The organism is Flavobacterium limicola (genome assembly GCF_003634755.1).
GTDB classification, from domain to species: Bacteria; Bacteroidota; Bacteroidia; order Flavobacteriales; family Flavobacteriaceae; genus Flavobacterium; species Flavobacterium limicola.
In genome coordinates this window covers 303,558-325,894 of sequence record NZ_RBXA01000002.1, presented here as the reverse complement: position 1 = coordinate 325,894, position 22,337 = coordinate 303,558, and the positions used below count along the sequence as shown (strand labels likewise).

General features: G+C 31.6%; 29 protein-coding genes. All 29 read left to right on the top strand.

Annotated features, from left to right (window positions below; all coding sequences use genetic code 11):
* The 29 genes from BC952_RS08835 (at position 1) to BC952_RS08700 (ending at position 22,333) form a co-directional block, all read left to right on the top strand.
* Complete coding sequence (locus BC952_RS08835; protein WP_121365242.1) at positions 1-1,383, top strand: NAD-dependent succinate-semialdehyde dehydrogenase; 1,383 nt, start codon at positions 1-3, stop codon at positions 1,381-1,383.
* Between the two features lie 62 nt (positions 1,384-1,445).
* Positions 1,446-2,453, top strand: a complete 1,008-nt coding sequence (locus BC952_RS08830) for an NADP-dependent oxidoreductase (RefSeq protein WP_121365241.1) — start codon at positions 1,446-1,448, stop codon at positions 2,451-2,453.
* 104 nt (positions 2,454-2,557) lie between these two features.
* Entirely contained in the window at positions 2,558-3,649 is a 1,092-nt protein-coding gene (locus BC952_RS08825) for an alkene reductase (protein ID WP_121365240.1), read from the top strand.
* Positions 3,650-3,885: 236 nt separating this feature from the next.
* A complete protein-coding gene (locus BC952_RS08820; RefSeq protein ID WP_091170225.1) occupies positions 3,886-4,359 on the top strand; it encodes a Dps family protein in 474 nt (157 codons plus the stop codon).
* A 19-nt stretch (positions 4,360-4,378) separates the two neighbouring features.
* Positions 4,379-4,531, top strand: a complete 153-nt coding sequence (locus BC952_RS14865) for a hypothetical protein (RefSeq protein ID WP_167445738.1) — start codon at positions 4,379-4,381, stop codon at positions 4,529-4,531.
* Between the two features lie 50 nt (positions 4,532-4,581).
* On the top strand, positions 4,582-5,343 hold the full coding sequence (locus BC952_RS08815; RefSeq protein WP_121365239.1) for an SDR family NAD(P)-dependent oxidoreductase: 762 nt from the start codon (positions 4,582-4,584) through the stop codon (positions 5,341-5,343).
* A gap of 461 nt (positions 5,344-5,804) precedes the next feature.
* Positions 5,805-6,182 carry a hypothetical protein gene (locus tag BC952_RS08810; protein ID WP_121365238.1) on the top strand — a complete coding sequence of 126 codons (378 nt, stop codon included), beginning with the start codon at positions 5,805-5,807 and terminating at the stop codon, positions 6,180-6,182.
* A 48-nt stretch (positions 6,183-6,230) separates the two neighbouring features.
* Complete coding sequence (locus tag BC952_RS08805; RefSeq protein WP_091170235.1) at positions 6,231-6,452, top strand: hypothetical protein; 222 nt, start codon at positions 6,231-6,233, stop codon at positions 6,450-6,452.
* Positions 6,453-6,577: 125 nt separating this feature from the next.
* On the top strand, positions 6,578-7,018 hold the full coding sequence (locus tag BC952_RS08800; RefSeq protein ID WP_121365237.1) for a hypothetical protein: 441 nt from the start codon (positions 6,578-6,580) through the stop codon (positions 7,016-7,018).
* A 94-nt stretch (positions 7,019-7,112) separates the two neighbouring features.
* On the top strand, positions 7,113-7,568 hold the full coding sequence (locus BC952_RS08795) for a PA2169 family four-helix-bundle protein (protein WP_121365236.1): 456 nt from the start codon (positions 7,113-7,115) through the stop codon (positions 7,566-7,568).
* 369 nt (positions 7,569-7,937) lie between these two features.
* Positions 7,938-8,684, top strand: a complete 747-nt coding sequence (locus BC952_RS08790) for an MlaE family ABC transporter permease (RefSeq protein WP_396180372.1) — start codon at positions 7,938-7,940, stop codon at positions 8,682-8,684.
* Position 8,685: 1 nt separating this feature from the next.
* Positions 8,686-9,462, top strand: a complete 777-nt coding sequence (locus BC952_RS08785) for an ABC transporter ATP-binding protein (protein ID WP_121365235.1) — start codon at positions 8,686-8,688, stop codon at positions 9,460-9,462.
* Between the two features lie 17 nt (positions 9,463-9,479).
* Positions 9,480-10,367 (top strand): MlaD family protein, encoded by an 888-nt coding sequence (locus tag BC952_RS08780; protein ID WP_121365234.1) that lies wholly within the window; start codon positions 9,480-9,482, stop codon positions 10,365-10,367.
* Positions 10,368-10,550: 183 nt separating this feature from the next.
* Positions 10,551-11,285, top strand: coding sequence for a DUF4382 domain-containing protein (locus tag BC952_RS08775; protein ID WP_121365536.1), 735 nt, complete (start codon positions 10,551-10,553; stop codon positions 11,283-11,285).
* 94 nt (positions 11,286-11,379) lie between these two features.
* Positions 11,380-11,586, top strand: coding sequence for a hypothetical protein (locus BC952_RS08770; protein WP_121365233.1), 207 nt, complete (start codon positions 11,380-11,382; stop codon positions 11,584-11,586).
* A gap of 211 nt (positions 11,587-11,797) precedes the next feature.
* Positions 11,798-11,983: a CsbD family protein gene (locus BC952_RS08765; protein ID WP_121365232.1), complete on the top strand. Its 186-nt coding sequence runs from the start codon at positions 11,798-11,800 to the stop codon at positions 11,981-11,983.
* A gap of 163 nt (positions 11,984-12,146) precedes the next feature.
* On the top strand, positions 12,147-12,608 hold the full coding sequence (locus BC952_RS08760; protein ID WP_091170266.1) for a sll1863 family stress response protein: 462 nt from the start codon (positions 12,147-12,149) through the stop codon (positions 12,606-12,608).
* 192 nt (positions 12,609-12,800) lie between these two features.
* Positions 12,801-13,424, top strand: a complete 624-nt coding sequence (locus BC952_RS08755) for a porin family protein (RefSeq protein ID WP_121365231.1) — start codon at positions 12,801-12,803, stop codon at positions 13,422-13,424.
* 25 nt (positions 13,425-13,449) lie between these two features.
* The gene (locus BC952_RS08750; protein ID WP_121365230.1) at positions 13,450-13,602 is read left to right on the top strand and encodes a lmo0937 family membrane protein; all 153 of its coding nucleotides are present in this window, start codon (positions 13,450-13,452) and stop codon (positions 13,600-13,602) included.
* 51 nt (positions 13,603-13,653) lie between these two features.
* On the top strand, positions 13,654-13,806 hold the full coding sequence (locus tag BC952_RS08745) for a lmo0937 family membrane protein (RefSeq protein WP_121365229.1): 153 nt from the start codon (positions 13,654-13,656) through the stop codon (positions 13,804-13,806).
* A 30-nt stretch (positions 13,807-13,836) separates the two neighbouring features.
* Positions 13,837-14,169: a YtxH domain-containing protein gene (locus BC952_RS08740; RefSeq protein WP_091170274.1), complete on the top strand. Its 333-nt coding sequence runs from the start codon at positions 13,837-13,839 to the stop codon at positions 14,167-14,169.
* A 54-nt stretch (positions 14,170-14,223) separates the two neighbouring features.
* Entirely contained in the window at positions 14,224-14,571 is a 348-nt protein-coding gene (locus BC952_RS08735) for a hypothetical protein (RefSeq protein WP_121365228.1), read from the top strand.
* A gap of 1 nt (position 14,572) precedes the next feature.
* Positions 14,573-14,929 carry a hypothetical protein gene (locus BC952_RS08730; protein ID WP_121365227.1) on the top strand — a complete coding sequence of 119 codons (357 nt, stop codon included), beginning with the start codon at positions 14,573-14,575 and terminating at the stop codon, positions 14,927-14,929.
* A 144-nt stretch (positions 14,930-15,073) separates the two neighbouring features.
* Complete coding sequence (locus BC952_RS15035) at positions 15,074-15,898, top strand: diguanylate cyclase (RefSeq protein ID WP_121365226.1); 825 nt, start codon at positions 15,074-15,076, stop codon at positions 15,896-15,898.
* Positions 15,899-16,262: 364 nt separating this feature from the next.
* Positions 16,263-17,957 carry an Ig-like domain-containing protein gene (locus tag BC952_RS08720; RefSeq protein WP_121365225.1) on the top strand — a complete coding sequence of 565 codons (1,695 nt, stop codon included), beginning with the start codon at positions 16,263-16,265 and terminating at the stop codon, positions 17,955-17,957.
* A gap of 4 nt (positions 17,958-17,961) precedes the next feature.
* The gene (locus tag BC952_RS08715; RefSeq protein ID WP_121365224.1) at positions 17,962-19,995 is read left to right on the top strand and encodes an OmpA family protein; all 2,034 of its coding nucleotides are present in this window, start codon (positions 17,962-17,964) and stop codon (positions 19,993-19,995) included.
* A gap of 228 nt (positions 19,996-20,223) precedes the next feature.
* Positions 20,224-20,703 (top strand): nuclear transport factor 2 family protein, encoded by a 480-nt coding sequence (locus BC952_RS08710; RefSeq protein WP_121365223.1) that lies wholly within the window; start codon positions 20,224-20,226, stop codon positions 20,701-20,703.
* On the top strand, positions 20,693-21,139 hold the full coding sequence (locus tag BC952_RS08705) for a DUF1572 family protein (protein WP_121365222.1): 447 nt from the start codon (positions 20,693-20,695) through the stop codon (positions 21,137-21,139). The genes BC952_RS08710 and BC952_RS08705 overlap by 11 nt, the downstream gene beginning before the upstream one ends.
* Before the next feature lie 105 nt (positions 21,140-21,244).
* Complete coding sequence (locus BC952_RS08700) at positions 21,245-22,333, top strand: AI-2E family transporter (RefSeq protein WP_121365221.1); 1,089 nt, start codon at positions 21,245-21,247, stop codon at positions 22,331-22,333.
* Positions 22,334-22,337: the final 4 nt, after the last annotated feature.

The following is a 22,337-nucleotide window of genomic DNA, read 5'->3' as shown; positions in this document are numbered from 1 at the left end:
ATGGCTATTCAAACTGTTAATCCTTACACCAACAAAGTAGTACGCTCTTTTGAAGAAATGACTGATAAAGCTGTTGATATGTTGGTTGCGCAATCTGCAAAAACATTCAATTCATGGAAAGAAACTAATTACGAGCAACGTGCTCAAATATTGCACAAAGTAGCTTCTTTGATGCGTGAAAAAAAAGAGCATCTAGCTAAAATAATAACACTGGAAATGGGTAAATTAATTGCTCAAGCCGAAGGTGAAATTTTATTGAGTGCGGACATTTTTGACTATTATGCTACTAACGCTGCAGAATTTTTAGCAGATAAAGAGTTAAAACCTGAATTTGGAAGTGCCTACGTTCGTTGTAGCCCCATTGGTGTAATATTAGGCGTTGAACCATGGAATTTTCCGTTTTATCAAGTGGCGCGTTTTGCTGCTCCAAACCTTATGGTTGGAAACACGGTTCTTGTAAAACACGCATCAATGGTTCCTCAATGTGCCATTGCTATTGAAGATTTATTTAATGAAGCCGGAGCACCCAATGGTCTTTACACTAATCTTTTGATTTCTGGAAAAAGAGCATCTTCTTTGGTTGCAGACAAAAGAATAAAAGGAGTCTCTCTTACCGGAAGCGAGGAAGCTGGTGCAAGTATAGCATCAGAAGCTGGAAAATATTTAAAAAAATCAGTACTGGAATTGGGTGGTATCGATGCTTTCATCATTCTTGAAGACGCCGATATTGACAAAGCTGTTGAATGGGCAATTGTAGGCAGAATTAATAATAATGGAGAATGTTGTGTGGCGTCTAAAAGATTTATAGCTGTAGAAGCAATTGCAGATGAATTTATTGAAAAATTCAAAGAAAAAATGTCCAACTTAGTTGTTGGTGACCCGATGAACTCCACGACAGAACTAGGGCCGATGAGCAGCGAAGAAGCTGCCGTACACATTATAGATCAAATTAGGAAATCAGTTGATGCTGGAGCAACCATTTTGCTTGGTGGAACTCGATCTGATCTTCCAGGTGCTTTTGTACAGCCTACTATTTTAACCGATTTGAAGCCAGAAATTCCTGCTTATTATGAAGAAATATTTGGACCTGTAGCTTCTTTCTACAGAGTCAAAGATGAACAAGCGGCAATAACTTTGACAAATGATTCCAGTTTTGGATTAGGATGCTCCATATTTACTCAAGACATAGAACGTGGTAAACGTATCGCTGATAAAATTGATACTGGAATGGTATTTATCAATCACCCAACCTGGACCCAAGCTGATCTGCCTTTTGGAGGAACTAAAAATTCTGGTTACGGCAGAGAATTATCTGAATTAGGAATTCAAGAATTTGTAAACAAGAAACTCATTCGTATTAGCGGGCTTTCGGATCCACTTTAGAATAATTTAGGAACAAGATATTAGCCAAAATTCATATTACGGCATAAAATATATAAATAAAAATGACTACAAATCAAATTGTATTGGCCTCAAGACCAAAAGGGATACCCACTCTGAGTAATTTTAGAAATGAAAATGTAAAAATGCCCGAAATTAAAAATGGAGAAATTTTAGTAAAAGTAATATACTTTTCTGTTGATCCTTATATGCGTGGCCGAATGAATGATATACAATCATATATAGAACCATTTCAAATTGATCAGCCAATAAAAGGTGCCGCCGTTGCAAAAATAATAGAAAGTAAATCTAATAAATATAAACCTGGGGAAGTGATTGTTGGTATGCTGCCTTGGAGCCAGCACTACATTTGTTCCGAAAAAGAAATTAAAAAAATTGATACTTCTATTGCACCGTCAAGTTATTATTTAGGTGTTTTAGGAATGACAGGACTAACCGCTTATTTTGGTTTTATGAAGATTTGTAAACCTAAATCCGGAGAAACAGTTGTAATATCCGGAGCAGCTGGAGCTGTTGGTGTAGTAGTTGGACAGATAGCCAAAATTCAAGGCTGCAGAGTCATTGGAATAACCGGTTCCGATGAGAAAACAAATGTATTAAAGGATGATTTTGGTTTTGATGAAACTATCAATTACAAAACTACGAAAGATATCTCTAAAGCCATTGCTAAAATATGTCCTGATGGAGTTGATATCTATTTTGACAATGTGGGAGGTGACATTTCTGATGCTGTTATTGCAAATATTAATTTTCAAGGACGTATCGCTTTATGTGGACAAATATCGCTATACAATGCTATTAAAAAACCCATAGGACCCCGCCTCCAACCTATATTACTGAACAGAAGTGTACTCATGCAGGGCTTTATTATCAGTAATTATCAAAGTGATTTTCCTGAAGGTATAAAACAGCTGTCTACATGGGTCAAAGAAGGTAAATTGAAATTTACTGAAACTATAGAACTTGGTTTTGACCAATTACCAAAAGCATTATTGGGATTATTTAAAGGAGAAAATACCGGAAAAATGATTGTTGAATCACAAATGCATTAAATTTAAAAGACTTATTTATTGAGAAATACATTATTTTTAGCTATTTTAAATTTAAATAAATTAATTATAATTATCTTTATATCAATACTTTAAGACTATAAAATATGAAAACATTAAAATTATTCTTATCTAAAAAAGTTGGGGATTTAACATTAAAAAACCGAATTGTAATGGCACCAATGACAAGATGCCGAGCTATTGGGAATATTCCTAATGAATTGATGGCCGAATATTACAAACAACGTTCCGATGCCGGATTAATTATTACCGAAGGAACTTCTCCATCACCAAATGGGCTTGGTTATGCCAGAATTCCTGGAATATTTAGTAAGTTACAAGTAGAAGGTTGGAAAAAAACAACCAAGGCCGTTCATGAAAACGGTGGCAAAATAATTGTTCAATTAATGCACTCCGGAAGAATAAGTCATCCATTGAACATGCCTAAAGAATCACAAATTCTTGCTCCTTCTCAAGTGAAAGCCGCTGGACAAATGTGGACCGACTTGAAAGGCTTACAAGATTTTTCAATACCAAAAGAGATGACTGCTCAAGATCTTTTACATGCTAAAACTGAATATGTAGCAGCCGCTGAAAATGCCTTATTTGCAGGATTTGATGGTGTCGAATTGCATGGTGCCAACGGTTATTTGTTAGAAGAGTTTCTTTCCCCCATAAGCAATATCCGTACGGATCAGTATGGTGGAAGTATTGAAAATCGGTGCCGTTTTGTGATTGATGTTGTTGCCGCTGTTGCACAAGCCATTGGAAAAGAAAAAACAGGCATTCGTTTATCACCCTACGGTGTAGCCAGCGATATGCCTCATTATCCAGAAATCCATGAAACATACGATTACCTTACTAAAGAACTAAATAAACTGGACATTGCTTATGTTCATCTTGTGGATCATTCCGCTATGGGAGCACCTGCTGTACCATTGGAAATCAAGAAACTGATTCGTCATAATTTCAAGAATACTTTGATTCTTTGTGGTGGTTATGATAAAGAAAGCGCTGAGGCAGCCATTGAAAGTGGGCTTACTGACCTTGTCGCTTTTGGACGTCCTTTTATTAACAATCCTGATTTGGTGGAACGATTTAAAAATGACTGGCCTTTATCAGAAGATCTTAAAATGGATTTATTTTATTCGGCAGATGAAAAAGGATATACTGATTATCCAATTCATAAAACACAGTAATAGAATTATCACACCTATTAAACGTTGAAATATTTATATCTTACTAAACAAATGGTGTGTGAATAATGCAACTTATTTAATAAATTTTATAATTTTTTTTGGATGAATAAAATGAACTTTGTAATGTAAAATTTTAGTCTTAATTGCATTACACTGTTTTGAAAATTCAAAAAAAAAGAATTAGACAAAATCGTATTTAAGCACAAATAATTAAACAATAATAAAATTCAGAAATTATGAAATTACAAATAGGAATTACGCAAGAACATTTAAAAAACAGCATTTCAATTCTTTCTTCAACTTTAGCGAATGAAATGACTTTATACATCAAATTAAGAAAATTTCATTGGAACGTTTCAGGCGAAAGCTTTATGGAACTTCATAAATTATTTGAAGGTCAGTACACCCAATTAGAAAAATCTATTGATGAAGTAGCGGAACGCATTAGCAAATTAGGCGGGAAAACAATTGGAACAATGAAAGAGTTTTCAGATTTAACAATACTTAAAGAATCACCAAATCATTATCCTTCCCAAAAAGATATGATTAAAGAATTATTAGAAGATCATGAAACTGTTATTGTTCATTTAAGAAAAGATGTTGATGTTTCTGCAGAAGAAAATAAGGATGCTGGAACAGCTGATTTCCTAACTGGCTTGATGGAAGCACACGAAACAATGGCATGGACACTAAGAAGGTATTTAGAATAATTAAGACGAAATAAATAAAATGGAAAAATCAGAAAACGAAGTTTATTTAGCTTCTAAAAGTTATTGTAAAGTAGGTAAAATAACTCCTAGAGTCTATAACGAAGAAGATATAGCAAGTACAGAAACCAGTTTTGAAAGTTTTGACGAAACATTATGTATTAAAATGCTTTAGTTAAATAATTATGCTAGGTAAAATTTCCATTCTTTAAACTAAACTTTAACATGAAAAAATTAGAGAATAAAGTAGCGATTATAACAGGTGGAGCTGGAAGTATTGGTGAAACAACTGCAAAACTTTTCTTAGAAGAAGGTGCAAAAGTGATGTTGGTTGATTTAAATGAAGAAATACTTAAGGAGACTATTGAAAAACTAAAACATAAAAATGTCAAATATTGTGTAGCTGACGTATCAAAATCTATAGACGTAGCGAACTATGTTAATGAGACTGTAAAAGCTTATGGAAAAATAGACTTATTTTTTAACAATGCCGGTATTGAAGGTGTTGTCAAACCTATTACTGATTATCCAGAAGATATTTTTGACAAAGTTATTGCTGTTAATGTAAAAGGAACATGGCTGGGAAACAAATATGTTCTACCACAAATGAATGATGGCGGAAGTATTATCATGACCTCATCAGTAGCGGGAATAAATGGAAGTCCGAATGTAAGTGCTTATATCACCAGTAAACATGCTGTAGTAGGAATTATGCGAGCAACAGCTGTTGAAGCAGCACCGAGAAAAATTCGTGTAAACACTGTTCACCCTTCACCAGTTGATAACCGAATGATGCGTTCTCTGGAAGAAGGTTTTTCTGCAGGAAATGCTGCTGCAGTTAAGAAAAATTTGGAGGCAACGATCCCACTAGGTCGTTATGCTGAAGCAATTGAAATTGCAAAACTAGTCGTTTTTCTAGCCAGTGATGATAGTCAGTTTATTACTGGAACTACCCAAGTAATTGATGGAGGATTAAGTGTACAATAGATTTAGTAATGAAAGTTGGAAAAAATAACGTTTGGAATTAAAAACTCTAAACTGTTCAAAATAAGAATACAGTTCAAAAATGAACTACTAAAAATAATAAGATTAGGTTGGGTTTTTTGGTTAGGAAAAGGCTGTTGGCAACAACAGCCTTTTTTATGGAAATAAACTACTTATTTTTATTCCTTTTTTAACAAAAACCGTTTCAAATTCACCTTCAAATTAAGTACTATTTCAACATTTTTATGAATATATTTTGAATCATCATATCAAGATGGCGTCACTTCAATCTCATTATTGTAAATTCATTTAGTAAAATTCTTTTTAAATATGTGAATTTTATAATTTTTATGTAAATTTATATAAACATTTATTAAAATAAATACCTGAAATTTAGATTATTATAATTTATACTTAAATAAGTAACTAAAAATCTTCAGCTGTATTATCTAAAAAAGTTCATTATGAAAACAACCAAAAAATTAGGTGTCTGGATGGATCATTCCATTGCTTATTTAATGGAATTTACATCAAAACATTTTGAAATAGAAACCATTGAATCAAAGCTAACAAATCAACAGAAAAACATAAGTTTAGCTGAGTACGAAAGTTTAATAAAAAGTAAAGAAAAAAAACAGCTTTCTGATTATTATAAGAAAATAGGAGAAACCATAAAAAATTATAAACGTGTCATTCTCTTCGGCCCCAGTAATGCAAAAGTAGAACTGTTTGATTTTTTGAGTGAAGATGAGCGTTTTTTAAAAATTAAATTTGAGATTAAAAATACCGATAAAATGACGGCAAATCAGCAACATACTTTTGTAAAAGAATATTTTTCATAAGCATAATTCCAACTTTATAAAATAACTTTTAAATAAATAATAATAAACATGAAAACAAAAACCATAGGAATCGTATTGATTATTTTAGGAATAATAATGGTACTATACAATAGCTTCAATTTCACAACCACCGAAAAAGTAGTTGATATAGGTCCAATAGAAATAAATAAAGAAGTGAATCATCCAATGGCCTGGTCACCAGTAATTGGTATTGTACTTGCCGTAGGAGGTGTCGTTTTGATTGTGACGAGCAATAAAAAAAGTGCCTAAATTCAGTAACTGAAGCTCCTATTTTTCATCTGTGAATAATGTAACATTTTAAAATAGTTATATAACTCATTTTACTGCTAATATTATGAATTTTGTATGGTAAATACATTTAAATAAAAACCATAATGACAATTCAATTCAATTCAATTAGTAGCAAATTATTCACGGGTGTTTTAGTACTTATCATGGCGTTATCTTTACATTCTTGCGGAAAAAATGTTTCTTTTCAAACTTCTTCGATAGTTCCAGCAGCAGAGGGTGATGTAAAAGTGAATAAGGATAGCAACAAAAATTATTTGATTAAAATAAAAATATCAAATTTAGCAGAAGTTTCCAGATTAGAGCCTTCAAAAAATGTATATGTAGTTTGGATGGAAACTGATGAATCTCTGATCAAAAATATTGGACAGATAAAAAGCGATACCGGATTTATGTCGTCAAAACTTAAGGCTTCATTTGAAACGGTTACTTCATTTAAACCATCAAAAATATTTATTACCGCTGAAGACCATGCAGATGTTAAATCTCCTGGAATGCAAATGGTTTTATCAACAAACAGATTTTAGATTTTTTACTCAAATTATTAAATCAATTAATAATTTGAGTAATTTTTATAGGCTATTAAAATAATTATAAGTGTCAATTTAATTCAAGTGTAAGATGAATACAGCCAAATCAATTGTAGTATTAAACAATCTTATTGAGATCAATAACGATAGAATTGAAGGTTATGAAATAGCCACAAAAATAACGGAAGAAAATGATTTGAAAAATTTGTTTTCTGAATTTCAAGAAACTAGCATAAAATGCAAATCCGAACTTGTTGAAGAGGTTAAAAAAATGGGAGGAATTCCTATTGAAAAAACTAAAATTACAGCACGTTTATTAAAGTTTTGGCATAATTTCATGGCTACTCTCAACTATAGAGAAAGAGAAGATCTTTTAAATTCATGTGAATATGAAGATTTTGTAATCATAAAAAATTACAGGGATACTGTGTCAAATAATATTGAACATCTTCCCTATGAGTTACAAATAAAACTTAAAGCACACCAACTTTTACTAAAAGCAGACCACGATAAAGTAAAAGAATTAGGAGATTTAATGCTTGTCTAATCGAAAAAAACATCAGTAGACAAAACCTTTAATCCCTTATGAATGAATAATACTACTATTAATTTTATAGTTTTTTGGTATTGTATCTCTGATAAATCATAAAAAAATCAATTGAAATTGTTCTTATGATAGTATGTTTTTGATTCCTGAATTCTACAATAAGAATATAAATAATTTTAGGACTATTTTTTAATTGAATAAAAAGACAAATAGGCTAATACATTATAATCCTTACAAAATAGTAGCATACAATTGACTCGTTAGTTTATTCAAAATCCATAAACATCTAGCATACTCTTTAATTAAAAAACAATATAATGACAAATGAATAATATAGTAGCAGCTAAAAAAGAGAGCGTAATTAATTATATGAAAGATATTTTTAATGATGTAGGAAACGTGACAATATTTGCATTACGTTTTTTTAAAGAAGTCGTTAAGCCTCCTTATGAAATGAAGGAATTCATTAAACAATGTTATGTTATTGGATATAAATCTTTGCCATTAGTTACTATTACAGGTTTTATAATGGGATTAGTACTTACACTTCAATCCAGACCAACATTAGCTAAGTTTGGTGCAGAATCCTGGTTACCAAGTATGGTTGCCCTTTCTCTAATTCGGGAAATAGCTCCCGTAATTACCGCTCTAATCTGTGCAGGTAAAGTTTCTTCCGGTATTGGTGCTGAATTAGGTTCTATGAAAGTGACGGAACAAATAGATGCAATGGAAGTTTCTGCTATAAATCCCTATAAATATTTAGTAGTAACACGGATTTTGGCTACAACACTTATGATCCCACTTTTAGTGATTTATGCCGATGGAATTGGTATTCTTGGAGGATACGTGGGCATAAATATTCATAGTGATGTTAATTTTCATCGTTACCTAGCGCAAGTTTTAGAATCAATTACCTTTTTAGATATCTTTCCAGCGACAATAAAAACTTTTTTCTTTGGCTTTTTCATTGGTATGATAGGCTGTTATAAAGGTTTTAATGCGGCCAACGGGACAGAAAGTGTTGGTAAAGCCGCTAATTCTGCTGTAGTAACTGCTTCGCTAACTATATTTATTATTGATATGCTTGCGGTACAATTAACTGATTTATTTTTCTAATATGATACCAGAAAAAATAATACAAGAAACTACTCCAGTTTCTAAAACGGATACTGCAGTAATAGAAATAAAAGAACTCTATAAATCTTTCGGGAAAAACGAGGTTTTGAAAGGGGTCAATCTTACTGTGAAAAAAGGAGAAAACTTGGTCATTTTGGGAAAATCAGGTTCTGGTAAATCAATTACCATAAAATGCATCGTAGGATTATTGGCTATAGATAAAGGTGAAATAAACGTATTTGGTACTGATATCACTAAACTAGATAATGCCGGACTTAACGAAATTAGGGTCCGAATCGGATTTTTATTTCAAAATGCAGCTTTGTATGATTCTATGAGCGTTCGGGATAATCTTGGCTTTACTTTAAAACGACATGCAAAAGATTTATCTTCAGAAGAAGTAGAGAATCAAATTAAAGAAATTTTGGAAAGCGTTGGTCTGAGTGAAGCCATTGATAAAATGCCTTCGGAATTATCAGGTGGTATGCGCAAAAGAATTGGGCTTGCTAGAACTCTTATTCTAAAACCAGAAATCATATTATATGATGAGCCAACCACTGGATTAGATACTATAACTTCAAGAGAAATCAGTGAATTAGTATTGGAAATTCAGAAAAAATATAAAACATCATCTGTAATAATTACACATGATATGGCTTGTGCAAAACATACCAGTGATCGACTGATGATTTTAAAAGACGGTATCATCCATGCCGAAGGGACTTACGAAGAATTAGAAAAAAGTGACGACGAATGGGTACGTTCTTTTTTCATATAACCAATAAAAAATAAAAAATGAATAAAGAATCTGGATACCAATGGAAATTGGGAATGTTTGTAATTATAGGATTAGTCCTTTTTGTAGGAACCATTTATTTTGTTGGAAAACAAAAAAATTTATTTGGATCCACATTTGAATTGTATTCAAAATTTAACTCGGTCAACGGGCTTGAGATAGGAAACAACGTTCGATTATCAGGTATTAATATTGGTACTGTTGAAGAAATTGAATTTCTAACGGATACCTCTGTGGTTATTAAATTAGTTATAAAAGACGAAGTTCGTCAATACATCAAAAAAGATGCTTTTGCCAGTATTAGTTCGGATGGTTTGATGGGCGACAAAGTCCTCACAATTTCTTCTGGCAAAAATTCTTCGAACATTGTTGTAGAAAACAATGATTATATCGCTTCAAAGAAAGCCGTTGAAATGGATGATTTAATGAATGGGATTAAGAAGAGTGTTGATAATGCAAGCGTTATAACTTCTGAAATTGCCAAATTCAGTTACAGCATGAATAATGGAAATGGTGCTTTGTCTAAATTGGTTTCCGATGAAGAATTTGGTAACAGTATAAAAAACATGATTGGTAATCTTGAAAATAGCTCGACTGAATTCAAAAAATTCACCGTTAAAATGAACGATGGAAAAGGAGCGTTATCAAAACTGGTGAGTGATGAAAGAATGGGAAAAGTTATTGATTCTTCTTTAACGAATGTCAAATCAGCTACAAAAGGACTTAATGAAGTCATAGAGGCTGCCAAACATAATTTTTTGTTGAGAGGTTTTTTTAATAAAAAGAAAAAAGAGGAAGAAAAAAAGGCTGAAGAAGCTTTAGAATTAGAAGAGGCTGAAATGAAGAAAGAATTAAAAATAGATATTGAAAATGATTCTTTAAAATAATTTTTATTCTAAAAAATATTTAAAAATGGATACGTCTTTTTTTAGAACCTTCAAAATGTGAATCCTATAACATAATTCGGAAGTTCTATAATAATTCTAGATAAAGTGGTTAATATCTTTACCTAGTTGAAAAAACTTAAAACTAGAAAAATGAAAAAATTAAAAATTATTCTATCCTTTATCATGCTTGGATTATTAATAACTTCATGTAACAATGATGATGATCAAACCGCCAAGTATCCTTATGCTGTAAGACTAACTGATGCTCCAGGTCCTTATGATGAGGTAAATGTCGACATACAAGGAGTAGAAGTTATGGGTGAGGATGGTAAAACTGTCATACTAAATATAAAGAAAGGTATTTACAACTTACTTGAGCTTTCTAACGGAGTTGATGTGTTAATTGCAACCGACTCATTAGAAATGTCTAAAGTAACTCAAATTAGACTTATTTTAGGAACTGAAAACACGGTAGTCCTTGACAACGTAACATATCCTTTGAGTACTCCAAGTGCACAACAAAGCGGTTTGAAACTTCAAGTGAATCAATCTCTTCAAGAAGGAATATTATATAGTGTTCTTCTTGATTTTGATGCCAACAAATCAATAGTTAATCTAGGAAATGTAGGATATCAATTGAAACCGGTCATCAGAACTATAGAAAAAGCAACTAGTGGTTCTATAAAAGGCATGATTACTCCTGAAGTTATGGCTGTTGTTGAAGCAAAATCAACTACAACCCTACTGTCCTACTCCACTAATGTAAATGAAAATGGTGAATTTATGGTTATGGGACTTCCTCCAGGAGTTTATACCATAACTTTAACTCCCACTTTACCTCTATTACCTGTTATAAAAACTGATGTTGTTGTAACAGCTGGTCTGACAACAGACATCGGAATTTTAGTAGGTCTGTAAAAACAAAATACGGATTACTTTCAAAACGCTCCTTTCTCTAAAGAAAAGGAGCGTTTTCATTAATAGAATATCAATCTAATAAATTAAAATTACTATGAAAACTGAAAAAGAACTCAATGAAGCTATTCTCAAAATTACTTCCAAAATAAATAATGAATATCCTGAATTATCAAAATATTTATTAGAAATCCCAATAACGATTCCGGAGGTGAGTTCTCCAGAAATAAATAATAAAATTCTAACCGATTATTATGAAACCCTAGAGAATATTCTTAAAAAATACATTCCAAACCATAACTAGATTTGGAACTGAAAAAATAAAAGCCTCATTATCTTTATGCATTATTTTAAGCTTCTTCTTTTGAATCCAATAAATTTTTGAAAATTTTTGTTGATTTTAATAAAATCTGTGAATAAAACAAATTTTTTATAAAGTTATACAAGAGATTTTATCTCCAAACTGACCAACTTTGTAAAAGTGAAAATTATTTCACATGCAATGAACAAAAAAAATGAATACAATGGAGCTAGCGGGAAATTGGGGAGAACAAAAGGAAAAACTGAAACAAAAATTTGCAGCTTTGACTGAAAATGATTTATTTTTTTCAGATGGTAAGAAAGAGGAAATGATTGAAAAACTTAAAGTCAAATTGGGTATAACTAAAGAAGAATTACTTAAAATTATAGAAAAACTTTAAACAATCCCCTTTTACCAACAATTTACTAATTTAATAGTAGTTCCAATTAAAAAAAATCTTGGTTAACAATTACAATTTTATTATCTTTAATACATTATAACTAATTAAGCAAAAGCTATTTAAAACAAATTCTCTTACGAATTTTATCAAAAAAAATATAAAAATGAAAAAAATAATTTTTACACTTGCCATCACAACATTTATGGCTGGAACAGTTTTAGTAGGTTGTCAAGATTCCTCAAAAAAAGAAGAAGCTGCTAAAGATAATGTTGAAGAAGCAAGAGATAATCTTAATGATGCAAAAGAAGAATTATCAGATGTAAGAGCCGCTGCTACCGAGAAAGAATGGAATGATTTCAAAGAAAGTACGGATGCTACTATTAAGCAGAATGAAATGCGAATAGCAGAAATGAAAGCTAATATGAAGAATACTGGTAAATCAATTGATGAAGCCTATGCTAAAAAAATTGAAGAGCTAGAAGAAAAAAATAAAGAAATCAAACTTAAAGTTGAGACTTATAAAAATGATGCCAATAGCGATTGGGAATCTTTCAAAGAAGAATATAAACGTGATATGGATGGACTTGGCCAAGCATTAAAAAACTTGACAGTGAACAATAAGTAGTGAATTATAAAGGCGAGTTTTGAACTCGTCTTTTTTATTTTATATTGTTTACTATGGTAACAATCTTTAAAACGAAACAATTACAACACGTTGAGGTGTGAATAATATAAATTTAACTAAAAGTATTGTAACAATGTAGCGCTGTAAGATGTTGATATTTGTATTATAATAATTCAATAAAAAACAAATAAAATGAAAAATTCAAAAAAACTAATTTTCGCTTCATTAGTATTAAGCTTTATGTCTTTTACAGCTGTTCAAGCTCAAGAAAAAACTGCCTCTTTTGGTTTTAAAGGAGGACTAAACTTCTCAAATCTATATACTGATAATGTAGATGATAATAATGTATTAACAGGTTTCAACGCTGGGTTGTATGCTAAATTTCCTATTAGTAATAATATCGCGATTCAACCTGAAATTAGCTATACTACAAAAGGTGCTGAATTAGTTTACAATAATGCATTTGTACAAGGAACTGCTAAATTCAATGTAAACTATATTGAAGTACCAGTTTTATTAGTAATGAATATTACAGATAATTTTAATGTACATGTTGGTCCTTACGCTGCCTATATGGTAAGCGGAAAAACTACAAATGATTCCAATTTTAGTAGTTCCGAAAGCGAATTAGACACTAATGATTTCAATAAGTTTGACGCTGGTCTTGCTGGAGGTTTAGGGATTGATTTAGATGTAGTAAACTTTGGGGTACGTTACAATTATGGATTAACTAAAATTGGAAAAGACGATAGTTTTATTTCTTCAGACGCAAAAAACAGTGTTTTAAGCGCATATATAGGTCTTAGACTAAACTAAAAATTAATCATTAAAACTAAAAATCATGAGCAACCTTCTTTACACCATCGCAGTAATCTTAGTTATTTTTTGGGCAATTGGATTCTTCGCATACAGTGCAGGATCAATTATTCACATCCTTCTAGTCATTGCAGTTATAGCAATTCTATTTAGACTTATCTCAGGTAGAAAAATTTAATTCAATCACAATTGAAAACTTTAATAAAAAAATAATTAAAAATAAAAAATAATGAGCAATCTTCTTTATACCATAGCAGTAATATTAGTCATTTTTTGGGCTATTGGATTTTTTGCATTCAGCTTAGGATCAATAATACATGTTCTACTTGTTATTGCTGTAATAGCAATATTATTTAGACTTATTTCAGGTAGAAATATCTAATAAAATAATCAATTAATAAAATAAATAATTATGAAAGCAGATAAAATAATATTAGGAGTTTTAGGCGGAGTTGCCGTTGGAGCATTATTAGGAGTATTGTTTGCACCTGAAAAAGGCGATAAAACGAGAAAAAAAATAATGGATAAAAGCAATGACTATGCTGATGAGTTGAAAGACAAATTAGATACATTATTAGGTTCAATTACTCAAAAATACGAGAAAATTTGGAAAGAAGGAGAATCTTTAGTTTCTGAAGGAAAATCAAAGTTTTACGATGCAAAAAATGAAGGCGAAGCTTTACTTGCGGAAGGAAAATCAAAATTTTACGATGCAAAAAACGAAATAAAAAATACGAATATCTAATCTGATATTTAATTTTTAAAATTTCAATAAATAAGTACGTTTACAAATTATATCATGGAAAACAACGCAACAACAATAGAGATGCTTTTTAAACGAGCAGAAGATTACACTAGAACAACAGTAGAATTGACAAAGTTACATGCAGTCGATAAAGCTGCTGATGTTATGTCTTCTCTAATATCTCGATTGGCCGTTTCTATTGTTTTTGCAATGTTTGCCTTGTTGGCAAATATTGGTCTTTCCTTATGGATTGGAGAATTAGTTGGAAAACTGTATTATGGTTTTTTTATAGTATCTAGTTTTTATTTACTAATTGCTATTATTCTTTACATATTTAAAAATGAGTGGATTAAAACACCTATTAGCAATTTTATGATTGTTAAAATGCTTAAAAAAAATTAATATGAAAAAGATAAACCAAACAGAAATTCTTAAGGAAACTATCTTATTAATGAAAATGAAACAAGCTGACGAATTAGTACAACTTAAAGATCAGTATCATTATACCATTGAAAGTTTAAAACCTTTGAATTTAATCAAAAATGCTTTTGGTCAAATGGCTACAACTTCTGAATTTAAAGGTAATATCCTCAGTAATGTTATAGGGATATCAACAGGATACTTGGCTAAAAAAGTATTATTAGGATCAACCCATAATCCAATCAAAAGAATATTAGGAACGTTATTGCAATTTGTAATAACAAATGTTGTTACCAAACATTCCGATAAGTCTACAGATGAAAATTCACAAAATATTTAATTCTGATTTTATTTCTGGAATAAAAATGCTAAAATGAATTAAACAATTCATTTTTTTTTCTTTAACTAAAATAAATTCACTTGTAATACTCTTGTAAATTCTTTCGTTTAATAATATCAAATAAAAAATTTAATTTGAAAGTACATGGACAAAAGAATAAAAAAAGAGGCATTACTTATTGTTAATAATGAACTTGTTTTTCAAAACATAGAAAAAGAAAAACGAGCAGCAGAATTATTAATAGCCAACAAGCAACTTGTTTTTCAAAACCTAGAAAAAGAAAAACGAGCCGCTGAACTATTAATTGCCAACAAAGAACTTGCTTTTCAAAACCTAGAAAAAGAAAAACGAGCTGCAGAACTATTAATAGCCAACGAAGAACTTGCTTTTCAAAACCTGGAAAAAGAAAAACGAGCTGCAGAACTAATAATTGCCAACGAAGAACTTGCTTTTCAAAATCAAGAGAAAGAGAAACGAGCTGCAGAACTACTAATTGCGAACGAGGAACTTGCTTTTCAAAACCTAGAAAAAGAAAAACGAGCTGCTGAACTACTAATTGCTAACAAAGAACTTGCTTTTCAAAACCTAGAAAAAGAAAAACGAGCTGCTGAGCTACTAATTGCTAACAGAGAACTTTCTTTTCAAAACCAAGAGAAAGAGAAAAGAACGGCTCAATTAATAAAAGCTAATTTAGAACTCAAAAGAGCTAAAGAATATCAAAGTGAATATACCAATGGATTAGAGGAAATTATGTTCATGACTTCCCATAAAGTAAGACAACCCATTTCTAATATTTTAGGCATTTCTTACCTCCTGAATCAGCCTTCAAATTCACCCGAAGAATTGAAAGAATCCTTATTTTACATGAAACAATCTGCTTTAGCTCTTGATATCTATACTAAAGAACTAACTATTTTTATTTTCAACTTGAAACAAAAAGGAAAAAAAATCAATAAAATTGAGAATTAAAACTTTAATTTTTTTGTTCTATTCCAAAATACAATTCTGTATATTCAATCTTTTATTTTGACTATTTATAGTCTATTTTAATTACCCTCTACATTTTTTCCAATTACACCTTTCTTTCTAAAGTAGTGCTCTAAAATATATTTTTAGAATAATTACTTGCCTAATTTCCCAATTTTTTCAGAAAGTACCTTAACTTTTGTTAATACAATAAAAGAATAAGTTACTGATTTTTAATCAACTACCAACTATTCAATATTTGAAAGGAGTGAATTATACAAGTTATGTTTTTAATTGTATAATACTAACCGACGATAATAAACCAACCTTTGTTTTACAGAATACTTAATCCCCTAAATAAAAAAAAATGAAAACAAAAAAATTACTATTAACCTTTGCAATACTTTTTATTGCACTAGTTACCGGTTGCGCGAAAGATGATTTCCAAGAAATCGATGGCGTATGTCCAGTTGTGACATCGACTAGTCCAAATAATGGAGATATAAATGTACCATTAGACCAAACTATTAGTGTAATCTTTAATGAGGAGATGAATGCATCAACTTTTAACGAAAGTTCTTTCACACTACAAGGAACAACTTTAGTTGATGGAACGGTATCTTTTAATGGAACAACAGCAACATTTGATCCAACATCACCATTGTTAGCCAATACAACCTACACTGGTAAAATTAAAACATCGGTTAAAGATATGATGGGAAATGCATTACAAGTGGACTATGTTTGGACATTTAGTACCGGATCTACAGTTACACCTATGGTAATTGATACAGATCCTTTGAACAATGATACTAATGTGTTCCTTAATAAAGTGGTTTCGGCAGAATTTAATATGCCTATGAATCAAGCTACTGTAAACGCAACCAATTTTACCTTAAAACAAGGAACTACTTCAGTTGCAGGTTCAGTTACTTTCGACGGAACAAAAGCCTATTTTACCCCTAGTAGTCCTTTAACTACTAATACAGTGTATACTGGTACAATCACAACTGGTGTAAAAAATGTACAGGGAACATCACTAGCAAATAACTTTGTATGGACATTTACCACTGGTACTACTACTGGACCTACAGTAATAAACACTAGCCCTACTAATAATGCCTCAGGAGTTGCCCTTAATACTATTGTTACGGCTGAATTTAGTATGCCAATGAATGAAGCGACTATTATTAATAATACTACATTTACTTTAAAAGATGGGACAACAACAATTAATGGGACTGTTACTTATTTAGGTTCAACTGCCACATTTACTCCTAATAATGATTTATCCCCTGGAACTACTTATACTGCTAAAATCAGTACAGAAGCTAAAAATCCAGCTGGTGTATCATTAGCAAATGACTATGTTTGGAACTTTAGTACAAGTTCAGCTTTAGTTGGAAATACTGTAAATCTTGGATCAGCTGAAAGATTTGGAATCTTATCAGGTGTTGGAGTAAGTAATAATGCTGGATTCAGCATTATTAACAATATGGATGTTGGTATCAGCCCAGGAGTTCGTTCTTCAATTACAGGATTTCCTCCTGCAGTTATAGTGAATGGTGCAATTTATGCTTCTGATGATATTGCTCCTGTAGGAATTGCTGCCATGCTAACACAAGCAAAACTAGACCTTACTAATGCTTATCTTTTTGCAGAAGGAGCTTCTTATAGCGCACCAATTACTGTTTCTGGAGATCAAGGTGGAAGAACACTTGTTGCCGGTATTTATAAATCAACATCTACACTTTTAGTACAAAATGGTGATTTAACTCTTAGCGGTAGCGCAACTGATGTTTGGATTTTCCAAGTAGCATCTGCATTCACAACTGTTGGTGGAGCTGGTGGAAATATAAAACTTAGTGGTGGAGCTCTTGCAAAAAATGTCTTTTGGCAAACCGGAAGTTCTGCAACTATTGGAGACTATACTACATTTGAAGGAAACGTATTAGCCTTACAATCCATAACAATGGGCGCATATTCAACTGCAAATGGTAGAATGCTTGCTCGTAATGGAGCTGTAGTAATGACTCACACTAACAAAATTAATAAGCCATAAAAAAATGAAAACTAAAAATAATTTCAAAATAGGATCATGCGTTGCATGGTCCTCTAATAAACTGACTATCAAAAGTGTTGCAATAATTACTTTGACATGGTTAAGTGTTCAAACACCTTTACAAGCGCAAGAAGCACAAGCAGTTAAATATGCGAAACCTTCTTGGTACTTTGGTGTTGCTGGTGGAGCTAATTTTAATTTTTACCGTGGTTCAACAAATCAGTTGAATGCCGGTTTCACACCTCCAGCTACTTTTCATGATGGAGATGGTGTTGGGCTTTTCATTGCGCCACTTTTAGAATATCGTCCAGCTGATTCCAGATGGGGAGTTATGTTACAAGCAGGTTATGATAGTCGTAAAGGATCTTTTGATCAAGTGCTTACCGATTGTGACTGTCCAGCAGATTTATCTACTGATCTTAGTTACATCACTGTGGAACCAAGCGTACGTTTTGCTCCATTCAAATCTAATTTTTATCTTTATGGGGGTCCTCGTTTAGCTTTTAATCTGGATAAATCATTTACCTATCAACTAGGTATTAATCCAGCATTTCCTGATCAAGCGCCTTCTCCTGAAGTAACGGGTGAATTTAGTGACATTGAAAAAACTATTTTATCAATGCAAATTGGTGCAGGATATGATATTCCACTTTCTTCAGATAGTAACAAAACACAATTTGTATTGTCTCCTTTTGTTTCTTTCCAACCCTATTTTGGTCAAAATCCACGCTCAACAGAAACTTGGAATAACACGACCGTAAGAGCTGGTGTTGCGCTTAAATTCGGACAAGGATTAAACGTTCAGGAAGCTACTGATTTGTTAAAAGATCGTGAAGTGCAGTTCTCCGTAAATTCTCCTAGTAATGTTCCTGGAGAGAGAAGAATGACTGAAATTTTTCCGCTTAGAAATTATGTTTTCTTTAATGAAGGATCAACAGAAATTCCAAATCGTTATGTTTTATTAACGAAAAATCAAGTGAAAGACTTCAAAGAAGATCAATTGGAAACATTTGCTCCAAAAAACTTATCAGATCGCTCTAAACGTCAAATGACTGTTTATTATAACGTTCTGAATATTCTTGGAGACCGTATGCAAAAAAATCCTTCAGCGACAATTACTTTGGTGGGTTCCTCTAATAATGGCAATACAGATGGTCTTACTATGGCAGAATCTGTTAAAACCTATTTGGTAAATATATTTGCAATAAATGCAGCTAGAATTACTACAAAAGGTCAAGACAAGCCAAATATCCCATCAGAACAACCAGGAGGGACACAAGAATTAGTGTTGCTACGTGAAGGAGATCGTAGAGTTTCTATCGAAAGTAATTCTCCAGATTTATTGATGGAATTTCAAAGTGGTCCTGATGCTCCATTAAAACCAGTACAAATTATGGCATTGCAAGAAGCGCCTGTTGAAAGTTATGTAACCTTCAATAATAAAGGAGCTGGGGAAGCATTATCATCTTGGTCATTACAAATAGCAGACGAAAAAGGTAAAGTACAATCTTTTGGACCATACACTCAAGAAGAAGTTAAAATTCCTGGAAAATCAATTTTAGGTAGTCGTCCAGAAGGTGATTATAAAGTAAAAATGATTGGCCAGACTAAAAGCGGTAAAATTATAGAGAAAGAAACTCCGGTTCACATGGTGCTTTGGACTCCTGCAAAAATGGAAGAAGGTATGAGATATAGTATCATCTATGAATTTAATACGTCTAAAGCAATTACGATGTATGAAAAATACCTTACTGAAGTAGTTACGCCAAAAATTCCTGTTGGAGCAACCGTAATTATTAAAGGCCATACCGATATTATTGGTGAAGAAGTTTACAATCAGGATTTGTCATTAGCACGTGCAAATGATGTAAAAAACATAATCCAGAACAGTTTAACTAAAGCCGGTAGAAACGATGTTAAATTTGACGTGTCAGGTTATGGTGAAAATGAAAACAAATCTCCTTTTGAGAATAAAACTCCTGAAGAGCGTTTTTATAATCGTACGGTAATAATTGATATTATTCCTGCCACAAAATAAGTTGGAATAACACAGCATACCGTTTGATATGTTATAAAAGAGGATAGAAACTTAAAAGTCTATCCTCTTTTTTATTTAAAATTTAGAATTCAGTGAATATATCACGCTGAAAATCTCTTTTATCTTTCAAAATTAAGAATCAACTAGCATTTTATTTTTCTACATTACCTTTTAAAACCTAAATTTTAACAAAAAAATTATTATTTTTACTATTCACTTTATGTAAATATGAACGCAAACGAAAAAACCATTATTAAGTTCTATACTGCTTTTGCCAATGCTGACGCTTCAACAATGTGTGAATGCTATGATTCCAAAATTGAGTTTCGCGATCCTGCTTTTGGTTTATTAAAAGAAAATGATGTTTGCCAAATGTGGAAAATGTTAATTGAAAAAAGTAAAGGAAATATCAAAATTGAATTCTCAGATATAAAAGCAGATGAATACTTTGGTTCCGCACAATGGATCGCTACTTACAACTTTAGCAAAACCAATAGAAAAGTAGTAAATATTATTCGTGCGCAGTTTCAGTTTAAAGATGGATTAATAAAGAAACATACAGATAATTTCGACATTTGGAAATGGTCCAAACAAGCTTTTGGAATTACAGGATATTTATTAGGCTGGACTGGTTTTTTCCAACAAAAAATACAACAACAAGTACTATTATCATTGAAGAAATACAAAGAATCTAAAAATGCTAATTGAAAGTTTAAAAATACTTTTCAACCGAGATTTGAATAAGTTAAAAACCGAAATTGAGTTGTACCAAAATGAAAGTGATATTTGGAAGATTCAGAAAGGAATAGCTAATTCAGCCGGGAATCTCTGTTTACATTTGATAGGAAATCTTAATATATACATTGGAGCCGAATTTGGAAAAACCGGATATATCAGAAACCGAGCACTCGAATTTTCACTGAAAGATATTCCAAGAGCAGAATTAATACAAAAAATCGAAGAAACCATTGTTGTCGTTAACAATGCACTTAATATCATCTCAGAAGAAGAATTAAAAATGGAATTTCCATTTTTAGTTTTCGAAAATAAGACTTCTACTGAGTTTATGCTGATCCATTTGACCACGCACCTAGCCTATCATCTGGGACAAATCAATTACCACAGACGATTATTGGAATCTTAAAATATTCGTAATATCCGGCAATTTTATACCTTGTTACACGTTTTAAATTTATACTTTAACTAAAATAAAGAAGAGTAAGAAATAACGATTATAATATAAATTTGTATGTTACGATCTTCTAAAACACCAGTTCCATTTCAATCCAGCAGGAGATTTTCTGTTTTAGAAGTACTCCAATTTATAGTCTTGGCTTCTTTAATTCTGTACTTTGGCAAAACACTATTTATTCCGTTAAGTTTTTCGTTACTCATTGGTTTCATTCTATATCCAATCTGTAAATGGATGGAAACTAAAGGAATTAATAAAGGAATTGCAATTGTTATTTCTATTTTAGGTGTCACACTTTTGGTGGGAGCTGTACTTTATCTATTATTTGCACAGTTCTCGGAATTCTTGCAAGAATGGCAATCTTTAAGAACCAAACTAACCGAAACAATAAAACAATTGAGTCTTTTTATTTCAGAGCGATTTGATATTAGTTTGGAAAAACAAAATGATTTCATCAACAATACACTCAACAACTCTGGTTCGCAAGCCCTTTCAATCGTTCGGAACACCGCTTATTCTCTGTCTGAATCAGCATTTTTTCTAATCATGATTCCTGTTTTCTCAGCATTAATACTTTTCCATCGCCAGATGTTATCGAATGCTTTATATGAACTTTTTCCTCCTGAAAGAAAAAATACGATTCATGAAATCCTTGTTGAAACCATTCATGAATATTACAATTTCATCAAAGGAATGTTAGTGGTATATTTAATAGTTGGATTATTAAACAGCATTGGACTTTGGATAATTGGAGTGCCAAATCCCTTTCTATTTGGTTTTATTGCCTCAATCCTCACTTTTATTCCTTATGTGGGCATCATGATATCGTCCTTGTTACCCATTGCCGTTTCCTGGATAACATACAATTCTATTTGGTATCCATTAGCCGTTATAGCAGTTTTTTCTATTGTTCAAGTACTCGAAGCATATATTATATTTCCTTTTGCAGTAGGAAGCCGCTTGAAAATAAACACACTCGTCATTATAATTGTGGTAATTGTAGGAGGTATTATTTGGGGCGCTGCAGGAATGATTCTGTTCATTCCGTTCATAAGCATAATAAAGTTGATTGCGGACCGCACACCAAGTTTAAAAACATTATCCGTTTTATTGGGAGATGGCGAGCAAAAGACAACTAAGAAATAATCTC

Bases quoted from the DNA above. Each gene is read 5' to 3' on its own strand.
- BC952_RS08835 (WP_121365242.1), top strand. From the start codon at position 1: ATGGCTATTCAAACTGTTAATCCTTACACCAACAAAGTAGTACGCTCT.
- BC952_RS08830 (WP_121365241.1), top strand. From the start codon at position 1,446: ATGACTACAAATCAAATTGTATTGGCCTCAAGACCAAAAGGGATACCC.
- BC952_RS08825 (WP_121365240.1), top strand. From the start codon at position 2,558: ATGAAAACATTAAAATTATTCTTATCTAAAAAAGTTGGGGATTTAACA.
- BC952_RS08820 (WP_091170225.1), top strand. From the start codon at position 3,886: ATGAAATTACAAATAGGAATTACGCAAGAACATTTAAAAAACAGCATT.
- BC952_RS14865 (WP_167445738.1), top strand. From the start codon at position 4,379: ATGGAAAAATCAGAAAACGAAGTTTATTTAGCTTCTAAAAGTTATTGT.
- BC952_RS08815 (WP_121365239.1), top strand. From the start codon at position 4,582: ATGAAAAAATTAGAGAATAAAGTAGCGATTATAACAGGTGGAGCTGGA.
- BC952_RS08810 (WP_121365238.1), top strand. From the start codon at position 5,805: ATGAAAACAACCAAAAAATTAGGTGTCTGGATGGATCATTCCATTGCT.
- BC952_RS08805 (WP_091170235.1), top strand. From the start codon at position 6,231: ATGAAAACAAAAACCATAGGAATCGTATTGATTATTTTAGGAATAATA.
- BC952_RS08800 (WP_121365237.1), top strand. From the start codon at position 6,578: ATGACAATTCAATTCAATTCAATTAGTAGCAAATTATTCACGGGTGTT.
- BC952_RS08795 (WP_121365236.1), top strand. From the start codon at position 7,113: ATGAATACAGCCAAATCAATTGTAGTATTAAACAATCTTATTGAGATC.
- BC952_RS08790 (WP_396180372.1), top strand. From the start codon at position 7,938: ATGAAAGATATTTTTAATGATGTAGGAAACGTGACAATATTTGCATTA.
- BC952_RS08785 (WP_121365235.1), top strand. From the start codon at position 8,686: ATGATACCAGAAAAAATAATACAAGAAACTACTCCAGTTTCTAAAACG.
- BC952_RS08780 (WP_121365234.1), top strand. From the start codon at position 9,480: ATGAATAAAGAATCTGGATACCAATGGAAATTGGGAATGTTTGTAATT.
- BC952_RS08775 (WP_121365536.1), top strand. From the start codon at position 10,551: ATGCTTGGATTATTAATAACTTCATGTAACAATGATGATGATCAAACC.
- BC952_RS08770 (WP_121365233.1), top strand. From the start codon at position 11,380: ATGAAAACTGAAAAAGAACTCAATGAAGCTATTCTCAAAATTACTTCC.
- BC952_RS08765 (WP_121365232.1), top strand. From the start codon at position 11,798: ATGAATACAATGGAGCTAGCGGGAAATTGGGGAGAACAAAAGGAAAAA.
- BC952_RS08760 (WP_091170266.1), top strand. From the start codon at position 12,147: ATGAAAAAAATAATTTTTACACTTGCCATCACAACATTTATGGCTGGA.
- BC952_RS08755 (WP_121365231.1), top strand. From the start codon at position 12,801: ATGAAAAATTCAAAAAAACTAATTTTCGCTTCATTAGTATTAAGCTTT.
- BC952_RS08750 (WP_121365230.1), top strand. From the start codon at position 13,450: ATGAGCAACCTTCTTTACACCATCGCAGTAATCTTAGTTATTTTTTGG.
- BC952_RS08745 (WP_121365229.1), top strand. From the start codon at position 13,654: ATGAGCAATCTTCTTTATACCATAGCAGTAATATTAGTCATTTTTTGG.
- BC952_RS08740 (WP_091170274.1), top strand. From the start codon at position 13,837: ATGAAAGCAGATAAAATAATATTAGGAGTTTTAGGCGGAGTTGCCGTT.
- BC952_RS08735 (WP_121365228.1), top strand. From the start codon at position 14,224: ATGGAAAACAACGCAACAACAATAGAGATGCTTTTTAAACGAGCAGAA.
- BC952_RS08730 (WP_121365227.1), top strand. From the start codon at position 14,573: ATGAAAAAGATAAACCAAACAGAAATTCTTAAGGAAACTATCTTATTA.
- BC952_RS15035 (WP_121365226.1), top strand. From the start codon at position 15,074: ATGGACAAAAGAATAAAAAAAGAGGCATTACTTATTGTTAATAATGAA.
- BC952_RS08720 (WP_121365225.1), top strand. From the start codon at position 16,263: ATGAAAACAAAAAAATTACTATTAACCTTTGCAATACTTTTTATTGCA.
- BC952_RS08715 (WP_121365224.1), top strand. From the start codon at position 17,962: ATGAAAACTAAAAATAATTTCAAAATAGGATCATGCGTTGCATGGTCC.
- BC952_RS08710 (WP_121365223.1), top strand. From the start codon at position 20,224: ATGAACGCAAACGAAAAAACCATTATTAAGTTCTATACTGCTTTTGCC.
- BC952_RS08705 (WP_121365222.1), top strand. From the start codon at position 20,693: ATGCTAATTGAAAGTTTAAAAATACTTTTCAACCGAGATTTGAATAAG.
- BC952_RS08700 (WP_121365221.1), top strand. From the start codon at position 21,245: ATGTTACGATCTTCTAAAACACCAGTTCCATTTCAATCCAGCAGGAGA.